Below are 22,066 nucleotides of genomic sequence, written 5' to 3'. Positions count from 1 at the left end.
ACAGATTGTGCGCATTAACAGTCCGTCATTCCAATATCGGCACGTGCGGTCCGGCGTCGCGCGGCAGGATGCCGGCGAGGCGCGGATCGGGGAATGTTTCGACGGCCCGGCCACGCGGCACGAATCCCATTTTCTGGTAGAAGGCGAGGGCGTTCGGATGGTCGAGCGTACAGGTGTGAAGATGCACCCGCTCGACATCCGCGCGCCAGGCCCGTTCCAGCGTCTGCATCATCAGCCAGCGACCATAGCCCTTACTGGCCAGTTCCGGGACCAGCCCGAAAAACTGGATTTCGCACTGGCGTTCTTCCCGGAAATCGAGCTCGATCATGCCGATCTCGATACCGCGACGATCTTCGACGGCGTAAAAATCCACATCATCATGGTTGAGGATCGCTTCGAGTTCAGCGTCCGCCATCGTCAGGCGCGAATACCAGAGCCAGGGTGCCCCAACCCGCTCGAACAAGATCCGGTATTTCGCCAGATCGATCGGTTTCCAAGCTTTTACCGACAATGGCACGCTCGGCATGGGCGCTGGTTTGGGCCGCTCCCGCATGTCGAGATAGGTGACGACCTCAGCCAGATGACCGGCGGGTATGTCGTGCAGCGTCATGTCCATATCGCGCGGGGCGGCAGGCTCATCAGAATGGCGTCGATATTGCCGCCGGTTTTCAGGCCGAACAATGTGCCGCGATCGTAAACCAGGTTGAACTCGGCATAGCGGCCGCGCCATTCCAGCTGTTGCTGCTCGTCTTCCGGTGTGAACTCCTGCTGCATCCGTTGCCGGACCAGCGCTGGAAAGGCCTTGAGAAAGGCATCGCCGACATGATCGGCAAAGGCGAGATGGGCGTTGAAGCTTTCTTCATCCTCGATTTCGAGATGATCGAAGAAAATGCCACCAACGCCGCGGGCAACATTGCGATGCGGAATCCAGAAATAGTCATCGGCCCATTTCGAAAACCGCTCATAATCGCCCGGTTCGTGAGCGTCACAGGCTTCCAACAATGCGGTATGAAAGAGATCGGTATCTTCTTTGTACGGGATAGGCGGGTTGAGATCCGCGCCACCGCCAAACCAGCGCTTGGTCGTGTTGAGGAAGCGCAAATTCATATGCACGGCGGGCACATGCGGGTTCGCCATATGGGCAACCAGGCTGATTCCCGTGGCAAAAAAGCGCGGATCAGTCTCGGCTCCGTGAATGGTCTTGGAGAATTCTTCGCTGAACTGGCCGGCAACCGTCGACACATTGACGCCGGCCTTCTCGAAAACCTCGCCCTTGATCAGACCCTGAACACCGCCACCGCCCGGCGCGCCGCTTTCGTCCGGTCGGTCCCAGGGCGTATATTCAAACCGGGCATCACTGCCAGCTTCATTTTCGATCGCCTCAAACTCCGCGCAGATCCGGTCGCGCAGGGTCTCAAAGGTGGTTCGCGCCGCCTGTTGCTGGGCGTCCAATTCGATCATTCCGGCCATTCTCCATTTTGCCTCAATGCTTCGCTGACCGCGATGCCCGCAGCCACGGCGACATTCAAGGAGCGAAATCCCTCACGCATGGGAATCCGGACCCGCAGGTCGGCCGCTGCATGGACGTCTTCAGGGACTCCGGCACTTTCTGACCCCAGCAGCAAAACATCATCGCTTTCAAACTTGGCGGCAGGCAGGGCCGTGCCGCCGGTTACGGTCAACAGCGCCAGCCTGCCGGGTAGCGATTCGTGGAACGCAGCCCAGTCGGCATGACGAGTCACATTGGCAGCAGCGGCATAGTCCATCCCAGCGCGCTTCAACTTGCGGTCGGAAAACGGAAATCCGCAGGGCTCGATAATATCCACCGCGACGCCGAGACAGGCGGCTGTGCGCAGGATTGTTCCCACATTTCCGGCAATATCGGGCTGGTACAGGGCGATTCTCATGCCTGTGTCATTCGCATCGCTGGATGATTGTCACAAGTCGGTCAAAAACGGTGTTGGCAAATGGCCCTTAGGGCGGCTATCAGGCGCGCCAAGAGGGTGCCGGGGGGCACCTATCTGCATCGACGTCCTGAACTATGAAGGCCCGATCAATGGCTAGCGAAGACCATGTAGAAGAAACTGCAGGCGAACAGCCCGAGCAAGAGGGTGTCCGCCGACGCGACTTCCTCAATATTGCTGCTGTCAGTTTTGCAGGCGCAGGCGGCGTGATTGCCATCCTGCCACTCGTTAATCAGATGAACCCGTCAGCCGATGTGCTGGCCCTGGCATCGATTGACGTTGACCTTTCGGCGATTGAGCCGGGCCAGACGGTCAAAACCACTTGGCGCAAACAGCCTCTGTTTATCCGCCATCTTACAGCGGAAGAGATTTCGGAAGCCGAAGCCGTTGACGTGGCGTCGCTGCGCGATCCCCAGACGCTTGGTGAGCGGACTGCCGAAGGGCAGCCGCAATGGCTGATCTCGCTCGCTGTCTGCACGCATCTGGGCTGCATCCCGCTTGGCGCTGCGCCGGGCGAAAACAAAGGTGAATATGGGGGCTATTTCTGCCCTTGCCACGGTTCGCATTATGATACCGCCGGCCGCATTCGCAAAGGCCCGGCGCCGACCAATCTTGTCGTGCCGGAATATGCGTTCACCTCCGACACAACCGTAACGATCGGGTAAGGCAGACCATTATGAGTTTCCCCTGGGCAGAACAATATACCCCGAAAAATCCGTTCATGAAGTGGATGGACGAGCGGCTGCCATTGCCGCGGCTCGTTTATAACTCCGTTGGTGCCGGCTATCCGGTTCCGCGGAACCTGAACTATTTCTGGAACTTCGGTGTCCTTGCCGGCCTCGCGCTGGTCATCCAGATCGTCACCGGTGTGATCCTGGCGATGCACTATGCCGCGAACGCCGATATCGCTTTTGCTTCGGTTGAGCATATCATGCGGAACGTAAATTCCGGCTGGCTGCTCCGCTATCTGCACGCCAACGGGGCGAGTTTCTTCTTCCTGGTGGTCTATATCCACATTTTCCGCGGTCTCTATTACGGTTCCTACAAGGCGCCGCGCGAGATGGTCTGGCTGCTGGGCCTTGTGATCTTCCTCTTGATGATGGCCACCGCTTTCATGGGCTATGTGCTTCCCTGGGGTCAGATGAGCTTCTGGGCGACCCAGGTTATCACCGGCCTGTTTGCCGCGATCCCGCTTGTCGGTGAATCGATCCAGCAATGGCTGCTCGGCGGATTTGCGCCGGATAATGCTGCGCTCAATCGTTTCTTCTCGCTGCACTATCTGCTGCCATTTGTGATTGCCGGCTGCATCATCCTGCACATCTGGGCGTTGCATCTTCCCGGATCGAGCAACCCGACCGGTATCGATGTGAAAGGGCCGCAGGATACGCTGCCATTCCATCCTTACTATACCGCGAAGGACGGTTTCGGCGTTGGCATATTCCTGATCCTGCTTGCGATCATGACATTCTTTGCGCCGAACTATCTCGGCCATGCCGACAATTATATCGAGGCGAACCCGCTCTCGACGCCGGCTCATATTGTTCCGGAATGGTATTTCTGGCCCTTCTACGCGATCCTGCGAGCCTTCACGGTAGACTTCATCCTGCCGGCCAAGCTGTGGGGCGTATTGGCGATGTTCGCATCGATCCTGTTGCTCTTCTTCCTGCCATGGCTCGACAAGTCACCGGTGCGTTCGGGCAAGTTCCGGCCGAAGTTCAAGATCTGGTTCTGGGTCCTGATCGCCGACATTGCCTTGCTCGGTTATCTGGGCGGCGCGCCGGCTGAAGAGCCTTATGTAATGCTCAGCCAGATCGGCTCGATCTACTATTTCGCACATTTCCTGATCATCCTGCCTTTGATTTCACGGACGGAGCGGCCCTCGCCGTTGCCCAACTCGATCACCGAGGCCGTGCTTGGCAAAGACACCACTGCGGCCCAGCCCGCAGCGGCCGAATAAGGGGTTTCGATAGATGATTCGCATCCTTGGATTTTTCGTCGGCCTCGGCTTTTGTGGCGTGCTTGCCTATTCGCTCGTGATTGGCGCAATCGCGTTTATGAACGAGGAAGAAGCTGCGCCGACGGCGTATGACTATCATCACCACGCCCAAGACGTCAGCTTTTCGAGCGACGGCCCGCTGGGGACGTTCGATCGTCAGCAGCTGCAGCGTGGCTTTCAGGTTTTCCGCGAAGTATGCGCGGCCTGCCACAGCCTTGAATATGTCGCGTTCCGCAATCTGACAGATCTTGGCTTCAGCGAAGCCGAAGTCGATGCGATTGCCGATCAATGGCCGATCCAGGTTCCGTCGATCGATCCGCAGACCGGCGAAGATACGACGCGTCCCGCAGTCGCTTCTGATCACTTCCCGCTGGTCTATTCAAACCAGAGGGCTGGCGAGGCAGCAAATAACAATGCCTATCCGCCCGATCTCTCGCTGATGACCAAGGCGCGTGGAGAAGGCGCTGCCTATCTCTATTCGCTGCTCGTTGGTTATGAAGATGCACCGGCGGACCTTCCCGAGGAGCTGCAGCCGGGTACGGGCCTCTACTACAATAGCTATTTCGCGAACCTCAATCTCGCGATGCCGCCGCCCTTGTTCGAGGGTCAGGTTAGCTATGCAGACGGCACCGAAGCTTCGGTTGCGCAGATGGCCCATGACGTGACGGCCTTCCTGATCTGGACAGCCGAACCGACGATGGAAGCGCGCAAGTCCACGGGTTGGGCTGTGCTGATCTTCCTGATCTTCGCAACTGTCCTGGCCTTCCTGTCGTACAAGAATATCTGGCGCGACGAGAAGCACTAGAGCAGGGCGATGGCCGACGGGGCTGACCGCAACGGCGACCTGAAAGCACTGGTCCGGACGATTCCCGACTTTCCGAAGCCGGGAATCCAGTTTCGCGATATCACGACTTTATTGCTGGACCCGGCGGGCTTTGCCGCGTCGGTTGAGCGGCTGGCCGCCATGGCAGACGGGCCGATCGATGCGATCGCCGGTATCGAAGCGCGCGGCTTTGTGTTTGGTGCGGCGTTGGCGCGCGAACTCAATGCGGGCCTGGTGCTGGTGCGCAAGCGCGGCAAGCTGCCCGGCAAGACGCTGAGCGAGGATTACCTCCTTGAATATGGCAGCGACAGCCTGGAGATGCATCACGATGCAATCCCGCAGGGTGCGCGCATCTTGCTGGTCGATGACCTGCTTGCCACTGGCGGCACCGCAATGGCGGCTGTGCGGCTGTTGCGCGGGGCAGGGGCGGTGGTTGGCCAATCGCTGTTCGTGATCGACCTGCCGGACCTGGGCGGCGCTGCAAAACTGCGCGAAGCGGGCGTGTCGGTGGATTCGCTGGTCGAGTTTGAGGGCGATTAGGCCGGTTGCTCGCCATCCGGTCGGCGGCTGATCAGGCCAATCGAGACAAAGGTCATAACGACCACATCATCCTGATTGATCAGCTTCACGTTCGAGCGAAATGACCCCATCTCCGGGCGGCTCCGCGATGGCGTCTTGTCGATAATCTCGGATTCGCAGCGCAGCACATCGCCCGGATATACAGGCTTCAACCAGCGCAGTTCATCAAGGCCGGGCGAGCCGAGGCCTGCCTGGTCATTATCCTTCATATTGTCGGCCATCATCCGCATCATCATTGCGCAGCTGTGCCAGCCGCTGGCCGAGAGGCGGCCGAAATAGGTCTGCGCCGCCGCTTCGTCGTCGAGATGAAAGGGTTGCGGATCATATTTGGTCGCAAACTCGATCACCTCTTCGCGGGTGACTTCATAGTGGCCAAAACTCGCCTCCCGACCGACCTCGATATCTTCGAAATAGAGCATGGTATGGCCTTGCCTGCGGTCTAGACGTTGAACTTGAAGAGCATCACATCACCATCGGCGACGGTGTAATCCTTGCCTTCCTGGCGCAGCTTCCCGGCATCACGCGCGCCGGTTTCGCCATTGCAGGCGATATAATCGTCATAGGCGATCGTTTCGGCGCGGATGAAACCGCGTTCGAAATCGGTGTGGATGACGCCGGCTGCCTGGGGCGCCTTGGCATCCCGCGTGACCGTCCATGCCCGCGATTCCTTGGGCCCGGCGGTGAAGAAGGTGATGAGGTCCAAAAGCTCATATCCGGCACGGATGACGCGGGCGAGGCCGGTTTCCTCAAGCCCGAGATCGGCGAGGAATTCGGGCCGGTCTTCAGCGTTCATGGTGATGATCTCCGCCTCGATCGCCGCCGATATCACAACCGCCTGTGCGCCTTCGACCTTGGCCTTGTCGAAAACCTTCGCGCTATGCGCATTGCCGTCCGCCGCCGATCCTTCATCGACATTGCAGACATAGAGGATCGGCTTGGCCGTCAGCAGCTGTGCTTCGCGCAACAGGCGTGCTTCTTCCTCGTCATTGGGTTCGGTCAACCGGGCAGGCTTGCCATCCTTGAGAAGGTCGAGCGCCTGGCCGAGGACCGACGCAATGGCCTTGGCTTCCTTGTCGCCACCCGTTGCGCGCCGCTTCGCATTTTCGACCCGTTTCTCAACCGATTCCAGATCAGCAAGCAGCAGTTCTGTCTCAACGGTTTCAGCATCGGCAATCGGATCGATGCGATTATCGACATGCTGGATATCGTCATCCTCGAAACAGCGCAGCACATGGACGATTGCATCCACCTCGCGAATATTGGCGAGGAACTGGTTGCCCAGTCCTTCACCCTGTGATGCGCCGCGCACGAGGCCGGCAATGTCGACAAATTCAAGCTGCGTTTCAATCTTCTGCGCGGATCCGGCAATCTCGGCGATCTGGTCGATACGGGGATCGGGCACCGCGACTTTCCCGACATTGGGCTCGATCGTGCAGAATGGATAGTTGGCGGCTTGCGCGGCCTGTGTCTCGGTGAGCGCATTGAAAAGCGTCGACTTGCCGACATTGGGCAGGCCAACAATTCCGCATTTGAAACCCATTATTTTTTCCCGGTAATCTGTGGCGTCAGGTCGGTAGCCGCCCGACGATTGTCGTCTGGCGACTTAGGGAAAGCCGCGCGGTTCGACAAGCGGCAGTTTGGCGATACGCTGTGCTCCGGCGCAGGCCGGAGCCCGTTCCGCTGTCCGTTACTCGTCACCCTGAACTTGTTTCAGGGTCCACCGTGCAACAGGCACTGGCTGTTCGGTTTGACGAGTGGATGCTGAAACAAGTTCAGCATGACGAAGAGAGACTATGAATCGGCCCGCCCTAGTCGTGGACCGCCCGTATCCATGGCCCGAAGCCGGATTCGCCCAGCCAGGCGACCTGGGTTTCGGCCGATATACGATTGATCTCGAGCTGCGGCTTGCGTCCAGGATGGACAGCACGGCGCAACGGACGCGTGCCGCCCGGCATCGCCGCAATCTCGGCAATCGCGCGTGGCACGTCCAGCGGGTCGGCGGATCGCCCTGAACCGTCTTCTGTCCCCATCCGTTGGACGAGCGCAGGATAGGCCTGGAGGCGCTCCTCAGCGGTCCGATCGCGCAGCTCCCCGGTATAGCGGTTGCGGTTGACCCAGATCCGCGTGGGATAGCCGCCGGGCTGGATGATCGTCACATCGATGCCGTGCGGTACCAGCTCATAGGCCAACTGCTCGCTCATCGCTTCGAGCGCGAATTTGGTCGGCGAATATTGGCCGGCACCCGGCACGATAACGCGACCGAGCTGCGAGGAGATATTGAAGATTGCGCCCGCGCCCTTTGCGCGCATACCGGGCAGAACGGCCCGCGCCATGCGTTGGCAGCCAAAGACGTTGGTATCGAACATCAGCTGCGTCGCCGTCATGTCCTGAAGCTCGATCGGGCCGGTGATGCCGATCCCGGCATTGTTGACCAGCATATCGAGCCCGCCACCGGCAATGCGTTCCGCTTCGGCAACACCCGCGGTCACCTGATCGTCCGACAAGACATCAATCTCGACGATGTGGAGATCGAGCTCTTCTGCTGCGGCTTCTTCGGCGAGGGAATCCGCTTCGGGTCGCGGCAGGTTGCGCATCGTCGCGATGACCTTGGCGCCGGCCCGCGCATAATGGAGCGCACCCAGTCGACCAAAGCCGGACGACGTACCGGTGATCAGAACCGATTTACCGCTGAGGTCGGGCGTGGCTGTCTGCGCGAAAACCTCTTTGGTGGCCGGAATGGCGGATAAGGCAGCGACGGCTGCGGTACCGGCGAGCAAATGGCGGCGATTGATCGGTGGCATGGTGATTCTCCTGCGTTTTCGAAAGTCTAGCAGAGATCAGGTTTCGCTTCACGATGCGTTCGACGCACCCGGTCAATCCCCAACCGAGCGGGGCAGGCCATATACGTTGCGTTCCTGATTATCCGGAAAAAATTCGCGAGCAATGATTTCGCCGCCCAATTTTTCTGCCAGGCGGCGGGCCGCTTCATTGCCATCATCCATATGCGTTTCGACCAGTGGCCAGCTCCACTCGCCATAGGCAAAATCGACGATGGCGCGGGACGCTTCGAATGCAAAGCCTCGCCGGCGCGCGTCAGGAACAATCCACCAGGTCAGTTCACGGCGCGGCCAGCTTTCTGGCCAGACCAAGCCGCACCCACCGACCATGGCACCGCTCGTCCGTTCGACCAGAGACCACATGCCGTATCCGCGTAACTCCCAATGGCCAAGATCAGCTGCAAGCCGACGCCACGCCATGCCAGCGTCCAATGGGCCGCCATAAAAGGCTGATGCATCGGGATCGGCATAGAAGTCCCGATAGACCGGATAATCCTCGGCAGCAGGCGCTCGCAGGATGAGGCGCTGAGTTTCGATTTGTGGGATGTCAGCCAAGGCTAGTCCTGCATTCTAAGCGCGATCTCGTTGAGGAACCGCGCGTCATCATCATCGGCGAGCCAGACAGCTTCGGCGGCAATAGCGCCCAACAGGTCCGTCAGCGGTTCGATTTCGGCTTTTGCATAATTGCCCAGCACATGGCGGGTCACGCGTGCTTTATCGCCGGGATGGCCAATACCGATGCGGACGCGGCGAAAATCATTGCCGATATGCGCATCGGTAGATCGGATGCCGTTATGGCCAGCAGTTCCGCCGCCGCGCTTCACCTTGACCTTGAAGGGTTCAAGATCGAGCTCGTCGTAAAAGACCGTCACATCTTCGGATGTGAGCTTGTAGAAACGCATCGCTTCGCCAATCGCCTGGCCCGATTTGTTCATGTAGGTGCCGGGTTTGAGCAGCAATATCTTCTCACCGCCCAACCGGCCTTCCTGCGTCCAGCCCTGGAAGCGTGTGCGCACGGCATCGAAGTCATGCACTTCGGCAATGGCATCGGCGACCATGAAGCCGACATTGTGCCGCTGCATACTGTGTTCCGCACCGGGATTTCCAAGGCCCACCCATAATTGCATATCTAGTGCATCGCCTTTCCGCGATTTGTGCCATCCAAAAGAAAACCGGCCTGTTCGATAGAACAAGCCGGTCTTCCTATCCACCAAAAGTGGAAAAAGCGCAGGGGAGGAGCCTTAGCTCTCTTCCTCGCCGCCTTCGCTGCCATCGCCTTGCGACGTGGTTGGCACTTCGTCGGCTGCGACTTCTTCGCCTTCTTCGCCTTCGACGCCTTCTTCCTCTTCTTCGGCGTCGTCACGCTTGAGCGCGGACGGTGCGACAACACCAGCGATCGTAAAGTCACGATCATCAATGGCAGAGGCTACGCCGTCAGGCAGCTTGACCTGCGAGATATGGATTGAATCGCCAACTTCGAGGCCATCCAGCTCAACCGTGATTTCACTCGGAATATCGTCGGCCGGGCAGGTAAGCTCGAGCTCGTGACGAACAACGTTGAGAACGCCGCCGCGTTTGAGGCCGGGCGATTCTTCTTCGTTGATGAAGTTGACCGGCACGGCGAGCGTAACGCTGGCGCCTTTGCCGATGCGCAGGAAGTCGACATGCATCGGGCGATCATTGACCGGGTGGAACTGCACATCCTTTGGCAGCGCGTTCGTCTTGTCTTTGCCGATGGTCAGCGAAACAAGGCTGTTCATGAAGTGGCCGGTATGCAGCAGCTTCATGAGCTCGCGCTCATTGAGGTGAATGGGTTCCGGGTCTTTCTTGTCGCCGTAAATCACGGCGGGTACTCGGCCTTCGCGGCGCATGGCACGAGAGGCTCCCTTGCCTGCTCGCTCGCGCACTTCGGCCGACAAAGTCAGCTGATCGCTCATCTGATGTCTCCAAAATACTGGTTGGTTAGTCGTTCATCGCCCGCCACGCCTCCAGGGTGCACATAGCGGGGAAGCGGGGCATATAGGCGGGAGAGGGGGATTTGGCAATAGTTTGTGGCACTGCACCATCGATAGCGATGATGCAGCGGTGGCCGCTGAATAGCAGCGAAAGCCTTACTGAACCCGGACCGCTGTAATGCCTTGCGCTTCAAGGAAATCCTGTACCGTATCTTCGCCGGCAAGATGGCCAGCGCCAACCGCGACAAAGATCGTTCCCGGTTCGGCGAGCCGTCCAACGATCCAGTTGGCCCAGTTCGCATTGCGCCGTGTCAGCAGTGCGTCTCGCAGGGTCTCGGAAAAGATCAGATCATCGTCAAACGTCATCGCGATCTGGTCTTCATCGCCAGACCGCCAGGCTTCGAGCATCGCGTTGAATTCCTCGCGGATATCTTCGGGTGCATCGATCACCGAATTCAGGAAATGCCGCTGGGCATCTTCCGGGAGTTGATCGAAAAAGCTCAGCTGTTCTTCGGGTGTTTCAAGGCCCGCGATCGGCAGCTCGGCAAGTTCGAAGATCAGTTCGAGCTGCTCTTCCACGCCGCTTTCCGGATCAAGCCCGAGATCGTTGAGCGTAATGCCAACCAGCATCAGCGAGGCTGCCCAGGTCTCCAGGCCATTGAGGAAGCTTTCGGGAAACGGGCCTCGTGCGATCATCGAGGCAAGCTGCGGACGCAATTCTGCGTCAACGCGCTCGCCAATTGGCGGCAGGTTTGCGGACATGCCCAACCGCATGAGCATCAGCGCCGCCTGGCTTTGATCGTCGCTGGTGACAGTCTCGAGGATCAGCCCTTGGGATTCGGCAATCGCTGCGTCGATCGTCGGATTGCGCCAGGTAAACCCTGTCGGCAGCACATGGATCGTCCCGAACAGCCAGATCGTCGTGTCCTCATCCGCAATCCGCCATAGTGCTGGCGAACCAGTTGCCGGAGCGGCAGCGCTGTTTTCTAAAGGTAGCGGTGCCGGTGCTTCCGCCACCGGTGTCGGCACAGGCTCCTCCACGGCAACCGGCGCGGCCGGTTCAGGTGTCGCAGCGACAACCGGTTCGGCTGGAGCGGGCGCTTGTGCAGTGTTTGAGGTTGCGCATCCCGCGAGCAGGAGTGCAGCAACAGCGGCGGAGAGGATTTGTGTTTTCATGCCCCGCCTATCCGCGATTTAACCGGCAAAGAAAAGACCAGTTTCCCTATTCGGGCAGCGCAAATGCGACCACATGGTCGCCGAAGCGCGTGCCGGAGCTGCCATGACCGCCAGCCGCGATCACAACATATTGGCGACCGTCCCATTCATAGGTCATCGGTGTGGCCTGACCACCGGCGGGTAACCGGCCCTTCCACAGCTCTTCGCCGGTTTCGACATGAAAGGCGCGCAGATAATCGTCCATCGCCGCACCGATAAAGATCACATCCCCGGCTGTGACGATCGGTCCGCCAAAATTCGGCGTGCCTATGCCCAGCGCGAGACCGCCGGGTGCCAGATCTTCGGTTGTTCCGATCGTTTGCCGCCAGACAATCTCGCCGCTCGCGAGATCAATCCCGGCAAGGACGCCCCATGGCGGTGCGTTGCAGGGTAGGCCGAGCGGAGACAGTATCGTTCTCCGAGTCATCGCATAGGGCACGCCCTCCATCGGCGCGAATTCAGCGTCATCGGGAAGATCGGTAATCTCACTCGGTTCGTCGGCTCCGGGAATCAGGTGAATGGCCTGTACCAGGTTGCTCATATTGATGATGAGGAGATTGCGTCGCGGATCGAAGGCCGCACCGCCCCAATTCGCTCCACCACCGGAAAAAGGATAAGCAAGCAGGCCATCGACGCCGGGCGGTGTGAACAGGCCATCGCCCCGCAGACCGCGGAATTGTACGGCACAGGCAAGCCGATCCCATAATGTAATGCCAAAGGCATCGGCGAATGGCCGCAACCTATTGGGGACGACCGGCGGCGTGTTTACCGGGAAGGGCTGGGTAGGGGACAAGGCCTCACCCTCGACGCCATCTTGCGGCACCGCGCGTTCCTCAATTGGCAGGAAGGGCTCACCGGTGTCGCGATCGAGTACAAATACCAAACCCGTCTTGGCCACCTGTACGACAACATCATGCCCTTCGCCGTCGCGCCACACGGTTACCAGGCTTGGCTGGGCGGGAAGGTCATAGTCCCAAACGTCGTGATGTACGGTCTGGAAATGCCAGACAACCTCGCCCGTTTCACCGTTCAGCGCGACGACCGAATTGGCGTAATTATTGTCACCGGCTCTTGCGCCGCCGAAATAGTCCGGGCTCGGGCTCGAAGTCGGCAGGAAGACAAGACCGCGCTCGGCGTCAACCGACATGGTTGACCAGACATTGGCATGGCCGACCAGATCAGCGGAATCACCCGCCCAGCTATCACGTGCGGGATCGTCAGGATCGCGCGGTACGGGATTGAATGCCCATGCCAATTCACCGGTACGGGCATCGAAGCCATGGACGGTGCCCTGAGGCGCTTCAAGCCGCACATTGTCACTGATGGCCGAGCCGGCGACGATTACATCGCCAACTACGGCAGGGGCCGACGTAATCTGATATTCGCCCGGCCAGCGCAGCGACACGCTGGGTTCGATGCGCACTTCTCCACCTTCGCCAAAGTCAGGGCATAACTCCCCGGTCCGCGCGTCGAGCGCGATCAGCCGCGCGTCCGATGTACCGGTGAATATTCGCGAAGCGCAGATCGCATCGGGTTCCGCCTCTGCATCACGCCAATGCGAAACACCGCGGCACGTGAATTGATTGGCCGGGCGCAGGTCCAGCGAGATTTCTGGATCGTGCCGCCACTTTTCTTCGCCAGAGCCCGGGTCGAGCGCGATTACTTCATTGAACTGCGTGCAGAAGATCAGCGAGTTCTCGGCGAGGATGGGTGTGGTTTCAAACGCCGTTCGCTGGATTACATCTTCGCGTCCCTCAAGTGCGCCGGATTGATGGGTCCAGGCGATCTCGAGACCCTGCACATTCTCGCTGGTGATCTGGCCCGCCGCCGAATAGCGATTGCCGCCTTGATCGCCGCCATAGGCTGGCCAGCCTTCGCCGATTCCGATCCCATCGGATCGCACGATGGGCGCTTCGCCATCTATGCTGAGATCGTCCGCCAGACCGAGAACGGACCATATCGCGGATCCCCCGAGAAAGCTTATCAATACCAGCGTACCGAAAGAAAAAAGGGCGAGGCGGATGGGTTTTTTGAACATAGCGCCATCCTACGCCTAAGCTGTTCGATGACAAGCCGGGCGGTTTTGGCGGATTTTGGGGGCAGATTGCTTGACCCGTGCGGCCGCATAGGCCAATCCGCGCCCATATTTATTGCAACTGCGAAGGCCGACCCGTGGGCGACACTAACCCGCTGAGTTTCCAGAAACTGATCCTGACGCTTCATGACTATTGGAGTGAGCGGGGCTGCGTGATCCTGCAGCCCTATGACCTTGAAATGGGGGCAGGAACTTTCCATCCGGCGACCACCTTGCGGGCGCTTGGCCCGGACCCGTGGAAGGCCGCCTATGTGCAGCCGTCCCGCCGACCAACCGATGGTCGCTATGGCGAGAATCCGAACCGGCTCCAGCACTATTACCAATATCAGGTGGTCCTGAAGCCGAGCCCGCCCGATATTCAGCAGCTATATCTGGATAGCCTGGTCGCAATCGGGATCGATCCGCTCAAGCATGATATCCGCTTTGTCGAAGATGATTGGGAAAGCCCTACATTGGGCGCTTGGGGCCTGGGCTGGGAAGTCTGGTGCGATGGCATGGAAGTCACCCAGTTCACCTATTTCCAGCAGGTCGGGGGTTTCGATTGCAAGCCGGTATCCGGTGAGCTCACCTATGGTCTGGAACGGCTGGCGATGTACATCCAGGGCGTCGACAGCGTCTATGATCTTGCGTTTAATGATGATGGCGTGAGCTATGGCGATGTGTTTCTCGACAATGAGAAACAGTTCAGTGCCTGGAACTTCGAACACGCCAATACGGAAACCCTGTTTCAATGGTTCAAGGACGCATCGGCCGAATGCAAAGCGTGCATCGAAGCCGAGCTTCCGCTGCCGGCCTATGACCAGGCAATCAAGGCCAGTCATATCTTCAACCTGCTCCAGGCCCGCGGCGTGATCTCCGTCGCCGAACGCCAGGCCTATATCGGCCGGGTCCGCGATCTCGCGGTCGGCTCGTGCGAAGCCCATATGGCCAAAAACGGGTGGAGCGCCTGATGTCTGATTTCCTGCTCGAATTGCTGTCGGAGGAAATCCCGGCCCGAATGCAACGCAAGGCGCGGGGCGACCTCGAACGTTTGTTTACGGCTGCGCTCAAAGAAGCCGGTCTCGCTGCCGAAAAGATCGAAACCTATTCGACGCCGCGTCGCCTGGTCCTGATCGCCCACGATCTGCCGCGCGAAACCGAAACGGTGCGCGAAGAACGCAAAGGCCCGAAAGCGGATGCGCCAGATCAGGCAATAGACGGTTTTCTGCGCTCGACAGGGCTAAAGCGCAAAAATCTCGAAACCCGTGATGTGAAGGGTAAACCGACGCTGTTCGCCGTGATCGACAAGCCGGGCCGCAAGACGGTGGATGTCCTCGGTGAGGCAATTCCCGCGATCATCCGCGCTTTCCCCTGGCCGAAATCGATGCGTTGGGGCGAAGCCTCCCAATCGACGGAAAGCATGCGCTGGGTGCGACCGTTACAGGGGATCATGGCGATCCTTGGCGATAACGTCGTCAAATGTGAGATCGACGGCATCAAGTCGGGCCGCCAGACGGTTGGCCATCGCTTTCATCATGACGGCATGATCGAGATCGACGGTGTTTATGATTATGCCGACAAGCTGCGCGAGGCGCATGTGATTGTCGATCATAAGGAGCGCGAGGGCATTATTCGTGAGCGCGCCAACGCTCTGGCCGCCGAAGTCGAGCTGACCCGCAAACAGGATCCGGGGCTGGTGGAGGAAAATGCCGGGCTGACCGAATGGCCGGTGCCATTGCTCGGTAGTTTCGACGAGGCGTTCCTCGCCGTTGCGCCCGAAGCCATCACGCTCGCCATGCGCAGCCACCAGAAATATTTCGCCTGTCTCAAAGCCGAATATGAACTCTCGCCGCACTTCATCTGCGTCGCGAATCTGGAACCCAATGATGGTGGCGCCAATGTGATCGCCGGCAATGAGAAGGTGCTTGCGGCGCGCCTGTCCGATGCCCGCTTCTTCTGGGAGCAGGACCAGAAAACGCCGCTTGCTGAACATGCAAAGAAGCTCGACCAGATCGTGTTTCATGAAAAGCTCGGCACGGTGGCGGACAAGGTCGAACGGGTGGCGAAGCTCGCGCGTTGGTTGGTTGAGGAAGGGATCGTCACTCCATCAAAGATTGGCATTACAGACGAAGACATACAGACAGATGACAATCCCGTCGTGGCTAAGATGACTAGTGGACAACTAGCCGATATGGCTGAGCGGACTGCGCAGCTCTGCAAAGCCGATCTTGTCACTGGCATGGTGAGCGAATTCGGTGATCTGCAAGGAATCGTTGGCGGTTACTATGCTGCGAACGAGGGACTTGCTCCCGAAGTCGGCGCTGCAATCCGCGATCACTATAAGCCCGTAGGACAAGAGGATTACGTACCTAATGAGCCGGTAACGGTTGCAGTGAGCTTAGCGGATAAGATCGATACTCTAACGGGCTTCTTTGCCGCTGAACTTGGTCCGACAGGTTCAAAAGACCCGTTTGCGCTGCGTCGGCAAGCACTGGCAGTTTTGGCGCTCACCAATCAGAATGGACTTAGATTTTCTCTTTCTCATGTCCTGCTGGAGGCGCTGCGTTTGCATTGGACTACTCTTGAGCAGCACAATGACTGGCTTATCTGCATCTATCCGACCAAAAATTTCAAAGGGTTGAGAGATGAACTGCGGCCTCCCGATGCCTGGGAACCCGATTGCTCTGTGACCGCAGAGCAAATTTCTGAAAACATCGAAGAAGCTGGATTGTATTCAGTGGCACGGTTGGTCGATAGCGTTGAGCACGTCGGGTCCGAGGTGGACTATGACAAATTTTCCAATGGTTTTGATATTGAGCTGATAGGCCCTGAGCGATTGCTACAAATCGCGATGCCCTTTTTCGCCGATCGGCTGAAGGTGCAGCAGCGCGAGGCGGGTGTCCGCCATGATTTGATCGATGCGGTGTTTGCGCTGGGCGGTGAAGATGATCTTGTCCGCCTGCTCGCTCGCGTGAAGGCGCTGCAGTCTTTCCTTGGCAGCTATGACGGTGCGAACCTGCTGGCCGGGTATAAGCGCGCGGCGAATATCCTGAAGAAGGAAGAGTGGACACCGATCGAGAGCGATCACACGCCGGAACCCGAAGAAGCCGTATTGCACGACGCACTCGACAGCGCGGAAACCGAAGTTGCTGCCGCGATCGAGATTGAGAATTTCAAGGGTGCGATGGCGGCACTCTCCGGCCTGCGCAAACCGATTGATGCCTTCTTTGAGAAAGTCACCGTCAACGACGAGGATCCGGCGAAGCGCGCTGCGCGCCTGGCAATGCTCGCCCGCTTCCGCGATGCCGTGCACAAGGTCGCCGACTTCTCGAAGATTGAAGGATAGGAAAGGGCCGGACCGTGGAAGGCAGCGAGCTCCTTATCTATATCATCCCGGGATTCTTCCTTTTTTTCGCGGCGATGTGGCTGGGCATCATCAAATTGCTGTCGGTGCTCGGCTGGAGCAAATATGTCGATGATCGTGCGATGATCACCGAGCCGCCGCCCGATGCGCAGAAATTCTCGATGCAGACGATGACAATCGGCGGCGGGATATTCTTCCCGATCAACTATGCAAATTGCCTCAATGGCTGGGTGCATTCGACCGGCGTCTTTCTGCGACCGGCATTTATGTTCAAACTGTTCCACCCGATGCTGCATTATCGCTGGAATCAGATTGAAAGCGTGGAGCCGGCAACGGCAATCCTGTCCAAACGGTTCAAAATGACCGTGCGGCGGGACCTGCGCCCATTCATGATCTATGGCGCACTCGGCAAGGCCGTGCATGATGGCTGGATGCAGCAGCGCGGACGACAATCAGGATCGGCATCAATATGACGCAATATGTGTACCGGTTTGGCGGTGGCGTGTCCGATGGCGGGCGAGGGGACAAGAACCTGCTCGGCGGCAAGGGCGCGAACCTTGCTGAAATGGCGTCGATCGGACTGCCGGTCCCACCCGGCTTCACAATCAGCACCGAAATGTGCACGCGCTATTATGACGACGGCGAAGTCTTTCCCGATGAGCTGCGCGAGCAGGTCGCGAGCGGCATCGCCCATGTCGAACAGATAACCGGAAAGCGCTTTGGCGATGCAAGCGATCCGTTGCTCGTATCGGTGCGTTCGGGTGCGCGGGTGTCGATGCCCGGTATGATGGATACGGTGCTCAATCTAGGGCTCAATGACGAGACGGTGAAGGGTCTTGCCGACACGTCCGGCGATGCGCGCTTCGCATGGGATAGCTATCGCCGCTTCATCCAGATGTATGCCGATGTGGTTCTCGGCCTTGATCATGGGGCGTTTGAGGAAGCACTGGAAATCGCCAAGGAAGACAAGGGCATCTATCTCGATACCGAGATGGAAACCGAAGACTGGCAGAAGCTGGTCGCCGATTATATGCGAATTGCCGAGGAGGAACTTGGCCATCCGTTCCCACAGGATCCGCAGGAGCAACTTTGGGGTGCGGTCGGCGCAGTATTCGGGTCCTGGCAGGCGGAACGCGCGAAAGTCTATCGCCGGATCAATGATATTCCGGGTGACTGGGGTACGGCGGTTAATGTCCAGGCGATGGTGTTTGGCAATATGGGCGAGACTTCGGCAACCGGCGTCGCTTTTACGCGCGATCCATCGACCGGTGAGCGCGCTTATTATGGCGAATGGCTGATCAATGCGCAGGGCGAAGATGTCGTTGCCGGTATTCGCACACCGCAATATCTGACCACGGCGGCACGCGAGGCGGCGAACGCCAAGCCCGCCGCGATGGAAGAGGCGATGCCGGAAACCTATGGTGAGCTCGCCAAGGTCTTCGATCTGCTCGAAACCCATTATCGCGACATGCAGGATATCGAGTTCACGGTTGAACGCGGAACCCTGTGGATGCTGCAGACCCGGTCGGGCAAGCGCACCGCCAATGCAGCGCTGAAAATCGCGGTCGACATGGCGGCCGAAGGGCTGATCAGCGAAGAGGAAGCGGTGTTGCGCGTTGATCCGGGTGCGCTTGATCAGCTGCTCCATCCGACGCTCGATCCGAGTGCGGAACGCGACGTGATTGCGCGCGGTTTGCCGGCATCGCCGGGCGCGGCGTCCGGTATCGTTGTGTTCGATGCCGATGCAGCTGAACGCCGTGCTGCGATGGGCGAAGATGTGATCCTTGTTCGCATGGAGACTAGCCCGGAAGATATTCACGGCATGCACGCGGCCAAGGGCATTTTAACGGCCCGCGGCGGGATGACATCGCACGCGGCGGTTGTCGCCCGCGGCATGGGGCGGCCCTGTGTGTCGGGTACCGGCAGTGTCGCGATCGATGCCAAGGCCAAACAATTCTCCGCCATGGAGCGAGACTTCAAGGAAGGCGATACGATCACCATCGATGGCGCGACCGGCGAAGTCATGGCCGGCGAAGTGGCCACGGTGCAGCCCGAATTGGCCGGCGATTTTGCGCAGCTTATGCAATGGGCCGATAAGAGCCGCCGGATGCGGGTGCGAACCAATGCCGAAACCCCCGCCGATTGCCGCATGGCCCGGGAATTTGGCGCAGAAGGCATTGGCCTGTGCCGTACCGAACATATGTTCTTCGATGCGCGCCGGATTACCGCAGTGCGCGAGATGATCCTCGCGACCGATGAAGCAGGCCGACGCGATGCACTGGCGAAATTGCTCCCGGAACAGCGCGGTGATTTCACCGAGATCTTCACGATCATGGCCGGGCTCCCGGTAACGATCCGTCTGCTCGATCCGCCGCTCCATGAGTTTCTCCCGCACGGAGAAGATGAATTGCAGGAAGTGGCCGATGCGGTTGGTGTATCCATCGATACATTGCGCCGCCGGGTGAATGAGCTGCATGAGTTCAACCCGATGCTCGGCCATCGCGGTTGCCGGCTCGGTGTCACTTACCCTGAAATCTACGAGATGCAGGCGCGGGCAATCTTTGAGGCGGCGCTCGATGTCGCCGCATCCAGCGATGAAGCGCCGATCCCGGAAGTCATGGTGCCGCTCGTCGCCACCCGTCGTGAGCTCGAGCTGATGAAGGCCGTGATCGCCCGGACCGCCGAAGCGGTTTTCGAGGAGAAGGGCGCGCGCGTCGATTATCTGGTCGGCACGATGATCGAATTGCCGCGCGCCGCATTGCGCGCCGGTGAGATTGCCGAATGCGGAGAATTTTTCAGCTTCGGAACAAATGACCTCACCCAGACAGCGCTCGGCGTATCGCGCGACGATGCGGGCCGCTTCCTCGGTTCTTATGTCGATCAGGGCGTCTATCCGCGCGATCCATTTGTCAGCCTGGATATCGAGGGGGTCGGTGAGCTGATCGCTATCGCTGCAGAACGCGGGCGGGCAGCGCGCGATGGGATCAAGCTTGGCATTTGTGGCGAACATGGCGGCGATCCCGCATCGATTGCCTTTTGCGAAGAGGTGGCGCTCGACTATGTCAGCGCCTCGCCCTATCGCGTGCCAATCGCCCGGCTCGCTGCCGCGCAATCCGCGCTATCTGCGGCTAAGGATCGCAGCGGATGAGGATGGCGCTCCGGATCCTTTTGGCGCTCATTCTTGGCGCGGCCATAGGGCTGACGGTGACCTGGCTGTCCTTGCGTGCCGGTATCAGTGCGTTTGAAGAACGTACCGGCCCCTGGGTGACGTCCCAACAATTCGGTTCGGCTGAAGCCAGCGATCGTTCGCGGGCCATTGTCGCCCTTCGCGGATTGATGGCGCTCACCGCGCGCGAAGCCATCTATTTCAATGCTGCAACAGACAGTGAGGGGCAGGCGCTGGAAGGCGGATGTCGCTATCAGGTCACGGGTCCATCCGTTGATGCGCGCTGGTGGAGCGTCACGGCTTACGGGACGGACTCCCATCTCATTCCCAATGACGGCCATGCCTATTCAGCCGGTGGGGACGGCGCAGAGCCCGTCATGGCGATTACCAGTCCCGAGCCCGGGCCAGGCGAGATTGCGACGCAGGACGGGGAAGCTTTTGAACTGACATTGCGAGCCTATGGACCCGGCGATGGATTGCTCGACGGCGAGCTACCGGTGATCGAGAGGCTGGGATGTTGAACCGACTCGGATGGATTGGATTGGTCGCAGCGATTGCGATGCTGGTTCATTGGCTGGCTGTCGGCATGATTCCCGGACGTCTCATGGGAATAGCCATGGATCGGATCGAGCAGAATGCACCGGTGAATGCGATGGGCCATGCACCGCTCAGCACAGCAGAGCGGCGAGTTATTGTCAGGCCCAGTCCCGATCTTGCCTATTCGACATGCCTTTTTGATCTCAGCCAAGGGCCGGTCGCAGTGTCAGTCCAGCCGATGGACGCACCCTATTGGTCATTGTCGGTCTTTGATGACGAAACCAATGTCCGGTTTGTCCGCAATGATCGCGAGACAGGAGATCAGCCATTGAATGTCGTACTGGCGCGAGAGGGGCAGGCGGTCCCAGATGGCAGCGAAGCGGTTCGCGTCCCGTCCGATCGTGGGTTGGCTTTGTTGAGAATATTGGTGCCGGAGCGCGATGCGTTTGCGGCGATCAATGCAGCGCGCCAAATGGCGACATGCGGAGTGATTGAATAAGGAATTGACGGGGCCGGGTGAGAGCGGCCCAGCCCCGTCTATCTTTATGCGTTGACCAGATTGTCGGAGATCGAACAGGCCGCAGGGCCAAGGATCACGACGAACAGGGTCGGCAGGATGAAGAGAATCAGCGGAACCGTCATGATGGCCGGAAGGCGAGCGGCCTTTTCTTCGGCGCGCATCATGCGATCGTTACGGAACTCGGCCGAAAGGACGCGCAATGCGCTGGCCAGCGGCGTACCGTATTTCTCGGTCTGGATCATCGTGGTCACAACACCGCGAACGGCATCAAGGTCCACACGATAGGCGAGGTTTTCAAACGCCTGGCGCCGTTCAGTGAGGAAGCCGAGCTCAATTGCGGTAAGCGCGAACTCATCGCCCAGTTCCGGATAGGCAGCGCCCAGTTCCCGGGCGACGCGCGTAAAGGCGGCATCGACAGTCAGGCCGGCTTCAGCGCAGATAACCAGCAGATCGAGCGCATCCGGGAGACCCTTGCGGATCTCGTTGGAACGCTTTGTAACCTTGTTCGAAACATACAAATCCGGCGCCTTGTAGCTGAGGATCAGCGTACCGGCGACGATCATGAATTTCTTGAACGCGGTGTAATCAGACAGGAAGCCAAAACCGTAAACGGCAATCGCCAATCCACCACCGATCACGATCGGCAGGACCAAGCGACCAAAGATAACGGCCACCGCCAGATCCTTCGAACGGATACCGGCCTGGGCGAGGCGCTGCTGCGCCTGCTGGAGTTGATCATCCTGAAGCGTGTTCAGCGATTTGAGCAGGGACCGCATACGGTCCGTGGTCTCGTTCTTCTGGGTGAGCGCGCGACGCGGACGGCGAGCCGAGGCGGTGATGCCTGCCTTCAGCTGTTCGCGCCGATCGTTAAGCGCCTTGACGCGTTTGGCCATGGGATCGCGCACGGTTGTTGCCGCATAGAGAGCAACAAGCATTGCGAAGGTCGCCACAGCTGCGAGAATGGTCGCAACCAGGAAAACATCGACACCAAGAACGGTAGGTCCGGCAGCTTCGGTCATAATCTTTCTCGCTCCCG

Annotated in this window: 22 protein-coding genes; 10 read left to right on the top strand and 12 right to left on the bottom strand. The window is 59.2% G+C overall.

Annotated features, from left to right (window positions below):
• Nucleotides 1–25 precede the first annotated feature (25 nt).
• The 3 genes from HFP51_RS06225 to HFP51_RS06215 are packed head-to-tail and all read right to left on the bottom strand — an operon-like array spanning nucleotide 26 to nucleotide 1,907.
• Nucleotides 26–610 (bottom strand): N-acetyltransferase, encoded by a 585-nt coding sequence (locus tag HFP51_RS06225; protein ID WP_176874866.1) that lies wholly within the window; start codon nucleotides 608–610, stop codon nucleotides 26–28.
• Entirely contained in the window at nucleotides 607–1,461 is an 855-nt protein-coding gene (gene hemF, locus HFP51_RS06220) for an oxygen-dependent coproporphyrinogen oxidase (protein WP_176874865.1), read from the bottom strand. Before hemF ends, HFP51_RS06225 begins: the two co-directional genes overlap by 4 nt.
• Nucleotides 1,458–1,907 (bottom strand): tRNA (cytidine(34)-2'-O)-methyltransferase, encoded by a 450-nt coding sequence (locus tag HFP51_RS06215; protein ID WP_176874864.1) that lies wholly within the window; start codon nucleotides 1,905–1,907, stop codon nucleotides 1,458–1,460. Before HFP51_RS06215 ends, hemF begins: the two co-directional genes overlap by 4 nt.
• 149 nt (nucleotides 1,908–2,056) lie before the next feature.
• On the opposite strand from HFP51_RS06215, the gene petA reads away from it, so the two are divergent.
• Genes petA through HFP51_RS06195 form a run of 4 tightly spaced genes read left to right on the top strand, consistent with a single transcriptional unit; the run spans nucleotide 2,057 to nucleotide 5,323 of the window.
• A complete protein-coding gene (gene petA, locus HFP51_RS06210; protein ID WP_176874863.1) occupies nucleotides 2,057–2,629 on the top strand; it encodes a ubiquinol-cytochrome c reductase iron-sulfur subunit in 573 nt (190 codons plus the stop codon).
• 11 nt (nucleotides 2,630–2,640) lie between these two features.
• Nucleotides 2,641–3,921 carry a cytochrome b/b6 gene (locus HFP51_RS06205; RefSeq protein ID WP_176874862.1) on the top strand — a complete coding sequence of 427 codons (1,281 nt, stop codon included), beginning with the start codon at nucleotides 2,641–2,643 and terminating at the stop codon, nucleotides 3,919–3,921.
• A 13-nt stretch (nucleotides 3,922–3,934) separates the two neighbouring features.
• A complete protein-coding gene (locus tag HFP51_RS06200; protein ID WP_176874861.1) occupies nucleotides 3,935–4,765 on the top strand; it encodes a cytochrome c1 in 831 nt (276 codons plus the stop codon).
• Nucleotides 4,766–4,774: 9 nt separating this feature from the next.
• On the top strand, nucleotides 4,775–5,323 hold the full coding sequence (locus tag HFP51_RS06195; RefSeq protein ID WP_176874860.1) for an adenine phosphoribosyltransferase: 549 nt from the start codon (nucleotides 4,775–4,777) through the stop codon (nucleotides 5,321–5,323).
• On the opposite strand, the gene HFP51_RS06190 is transcribed toward HFP51_RS06195, so the two are convergent.
• From HFP51_RS06190 to HFP51_RS06155, 8 genes are all read right to left on the bottom strand, one after another.
• Nucleotides 5,320–5,781: a MaoC family dehydratase gene (locus HFP51_RS06190; RefSeq protein ID WP_176874859.1), complete on the bottom strand. Its 462-nt coding sequence runs from the start codon at nucleotides 5,779–5,781 to the stop codon at nucleotides 5,320–5,322. The genes HFP51_RS06195 and HFP51_RS06190 overlap by 4 nt on opposite strands.
• A 20-nt stretch (nucleotides 5,782–5,801) precedes the next feature.
• Complete coding sequence (gene ychF, locus HFP51_RS06185; RefSeq protein WP_176874858.1) at nucleotides 5,802–6,902, bottom strand: redox-regulated ATPase YchF; 1,101 nt, start codon at nucleotides 6,900–6,902, stop codon at nucleotides 5,802–5,804.
• Nucleotides 6,903–7,170: 268 nt separating this feature from the next.
• A complete protein-coding gene (locus HFP51_RS06180) occupies nucleotides 7,171–8,163 on the bottom strand; it encodes an SDR family NAD(P)-dependent oxidoreductase (RefSeq protein WP_176874857.1) in 993 nt (330 codons plus the stop codon).
• A gap of 72 nt (nucleotides 8,164–8,235) precedes the next feature.
• Nucleotides 8,236–8,754: a GNAT family N-acetyltransferase gene (locus HFP51_RS06175; protein WP_218135328.1), complete on the bottom strand. Its 519-nt coding sequence runs from the start codon at nucleotides 8,752–8,754 to the stop codon at nucleotides 8,236–8,238.
• 2 nt (nucleotides 8,755–8,756) lie between these two features.
• Entirely contained in the window at nucleotides 8,757–9,326 is a 570-nt protein-coding gene (gene pth / locus HFP51_RS06170) for an aminoacyl-tRNA hydrolase (RefSeq protein WP_176874856.1), read from the bottom strand.
• Between the two features lie 114 nt (nucleotides 9,327–9,440).
• Complete coding sequence (locus HFP51_RS06165; RefSeq protein ID WP_176874855.1) at nucleotides 9,441–10,136, bottom strand: 50S ribosomal protein L25/general stress protein Ctc; 696 nt, start codon at nucleotides 10,134–10,136, stop codon at nucleotides 9,441–9,443.
• A 174-nt stretch (nucleotides 10,137–10,310) separates the two neighbouring features.
• Complete coding sequence (locus HFP51_RS06160) at nucleotides 10,311–11,330, bottom strand: TraB/GumN family protein (protein WP_176874854.1); 1,020 nt, start codon at nucleotides 11,328–11,330, stop codon at nucleotides 10,311–10,313.
• 46 nt (nucleotides 11,331–11,376) lie between these two features.
• The gene (locus tag HFP51_RS06155; protein WP_176874853.1) at nucleotides 11,377–13,407 is read right to left on the bottom strand and encodes a pyrroloquinoline quinone-dependent dehydrogenase; all 2,031 of its coding nucleotides are present in this window, start codon (nucleotides 13,405–13,407) and stop codon (nucleotides 11,377–11,379) included.
• Nucleotides 13,408–13,541: 134 nt separating this feature from the next.
• Here HFP51_RS06155 and HFP51_RS06150 point away from each other — a divergent pair, with 134 nt between their 5' ends.
• The 6 genes from HFP51_RS06150 to HFP51_RS06125 are packed head-to-tail and all read left to right on the top strand — an operon-like array spanning nucleotide 13,542 to nucleotide 21,009.
• Nucleotides 13,542–14,414, top strand: a complete 873-nt coding sequence (locus tag HFP51_RS06150) for a glycine--tRNA ligase subunit alpha (RefSeq protein WP_176874852.1) — start codon at nucleotides 13,542–13,544, stop codon at nucleotides 14,412–14,414.
• Complete coding sequence (gene glyS / locus HFP51_RS06145; protein WP_176874851.1) at nucleotides 14,414–16,789, top strand: glycine--tRNA ligase subunit beta; 2,376 nt, start codon at nucleotides 14,414–14,416, stop codon at nucleotides 16,787–16,789. The genes HFP51_RS06150 and glyS overlap by 1 nt, the downstream gene beginning before the upstream one ends.
• Nucleotides 16,790–16,803: 14 nt before the next feature.
• A complete protein-coding gene (locus HFP51_RS06140; protein ID WP_176874850.1) occupies nucleotides 16,804–17,280 on the top strand; it encodes a hypothetical protein in 477 nt (158 codons plus the stop codon).
• On the top strand, nucleotides 17,277–19,955 hold the full coding sequence (gene ppdK / locus HFP51_RS06135) for a pyruvate, phosphate dikinase (RefSeq protein WP_176874849.1): 2,679 nt from the start codon (nucleotides 17,277–17,279) through the stop codon (nucleotides 19,953–19,955). The genes HFP51_RS06140 and ppdK overlap by 4 nt, the downstream gene beginning before the upstream one ends.
• Entirely contained in the window at nucleotides 19,952–20,494 is a 543-nt protein-coding gene (locus HFP51_RS06130) for a DUF1214 domain-containing protein (RefSeq protein ID WP_176874848.1), read from the top strand. Before ppdK ends, HFP51_RS06130 begins: the two co-directional genes overlap by 4 nt.
• Nucleotides 20,488–21,009 (top strand): DUF1254 domain-containing protein, encoded by a 522-nt coding sequence (locus tag HFP51_RS06125; protein ID WP_176874847.1) that lies wholly within the window; start codon nucleotides 20,488–20,490, stop codon nucleotides 21,007–21,009. Before HFP51_RS06130 ends, HFP51_RS06125 begins: the two co-directional genes overlap by 7 nt.
• 44 nt (nucleotides 21,010–21,053) lie before the next feature.
• Here HFP51_RS06125 and HFP51_RS06120 read toward each other — a convergent pair whose 3' ends face one another.
• Entirely contained in the window at nucleotides 21,054–22,049 is a 996-nt protein-coding gene (locus HFP51_RS06120) for a type II secretion system F family protein (protein WP_176874846.1), read from the bottom strand.
• Between the last annotated feature and the right edge of the window lie 17 nt (nucleotides 22,050–22,066).

The organism is Parasphingopyxis sp. CP4 (assembly GCF_013378055.1).
Classification (GTDB): Bacteria; Pseudomonadota; Alphaproteobacteria; order Sphingomonadales; family Sphingomonadaceae; genus Parasphingopyxis.
Note: the sequence above shows the minus strand (reverse complement) of the source record. Positions and strands in the feature narration are given on the sequence as shown.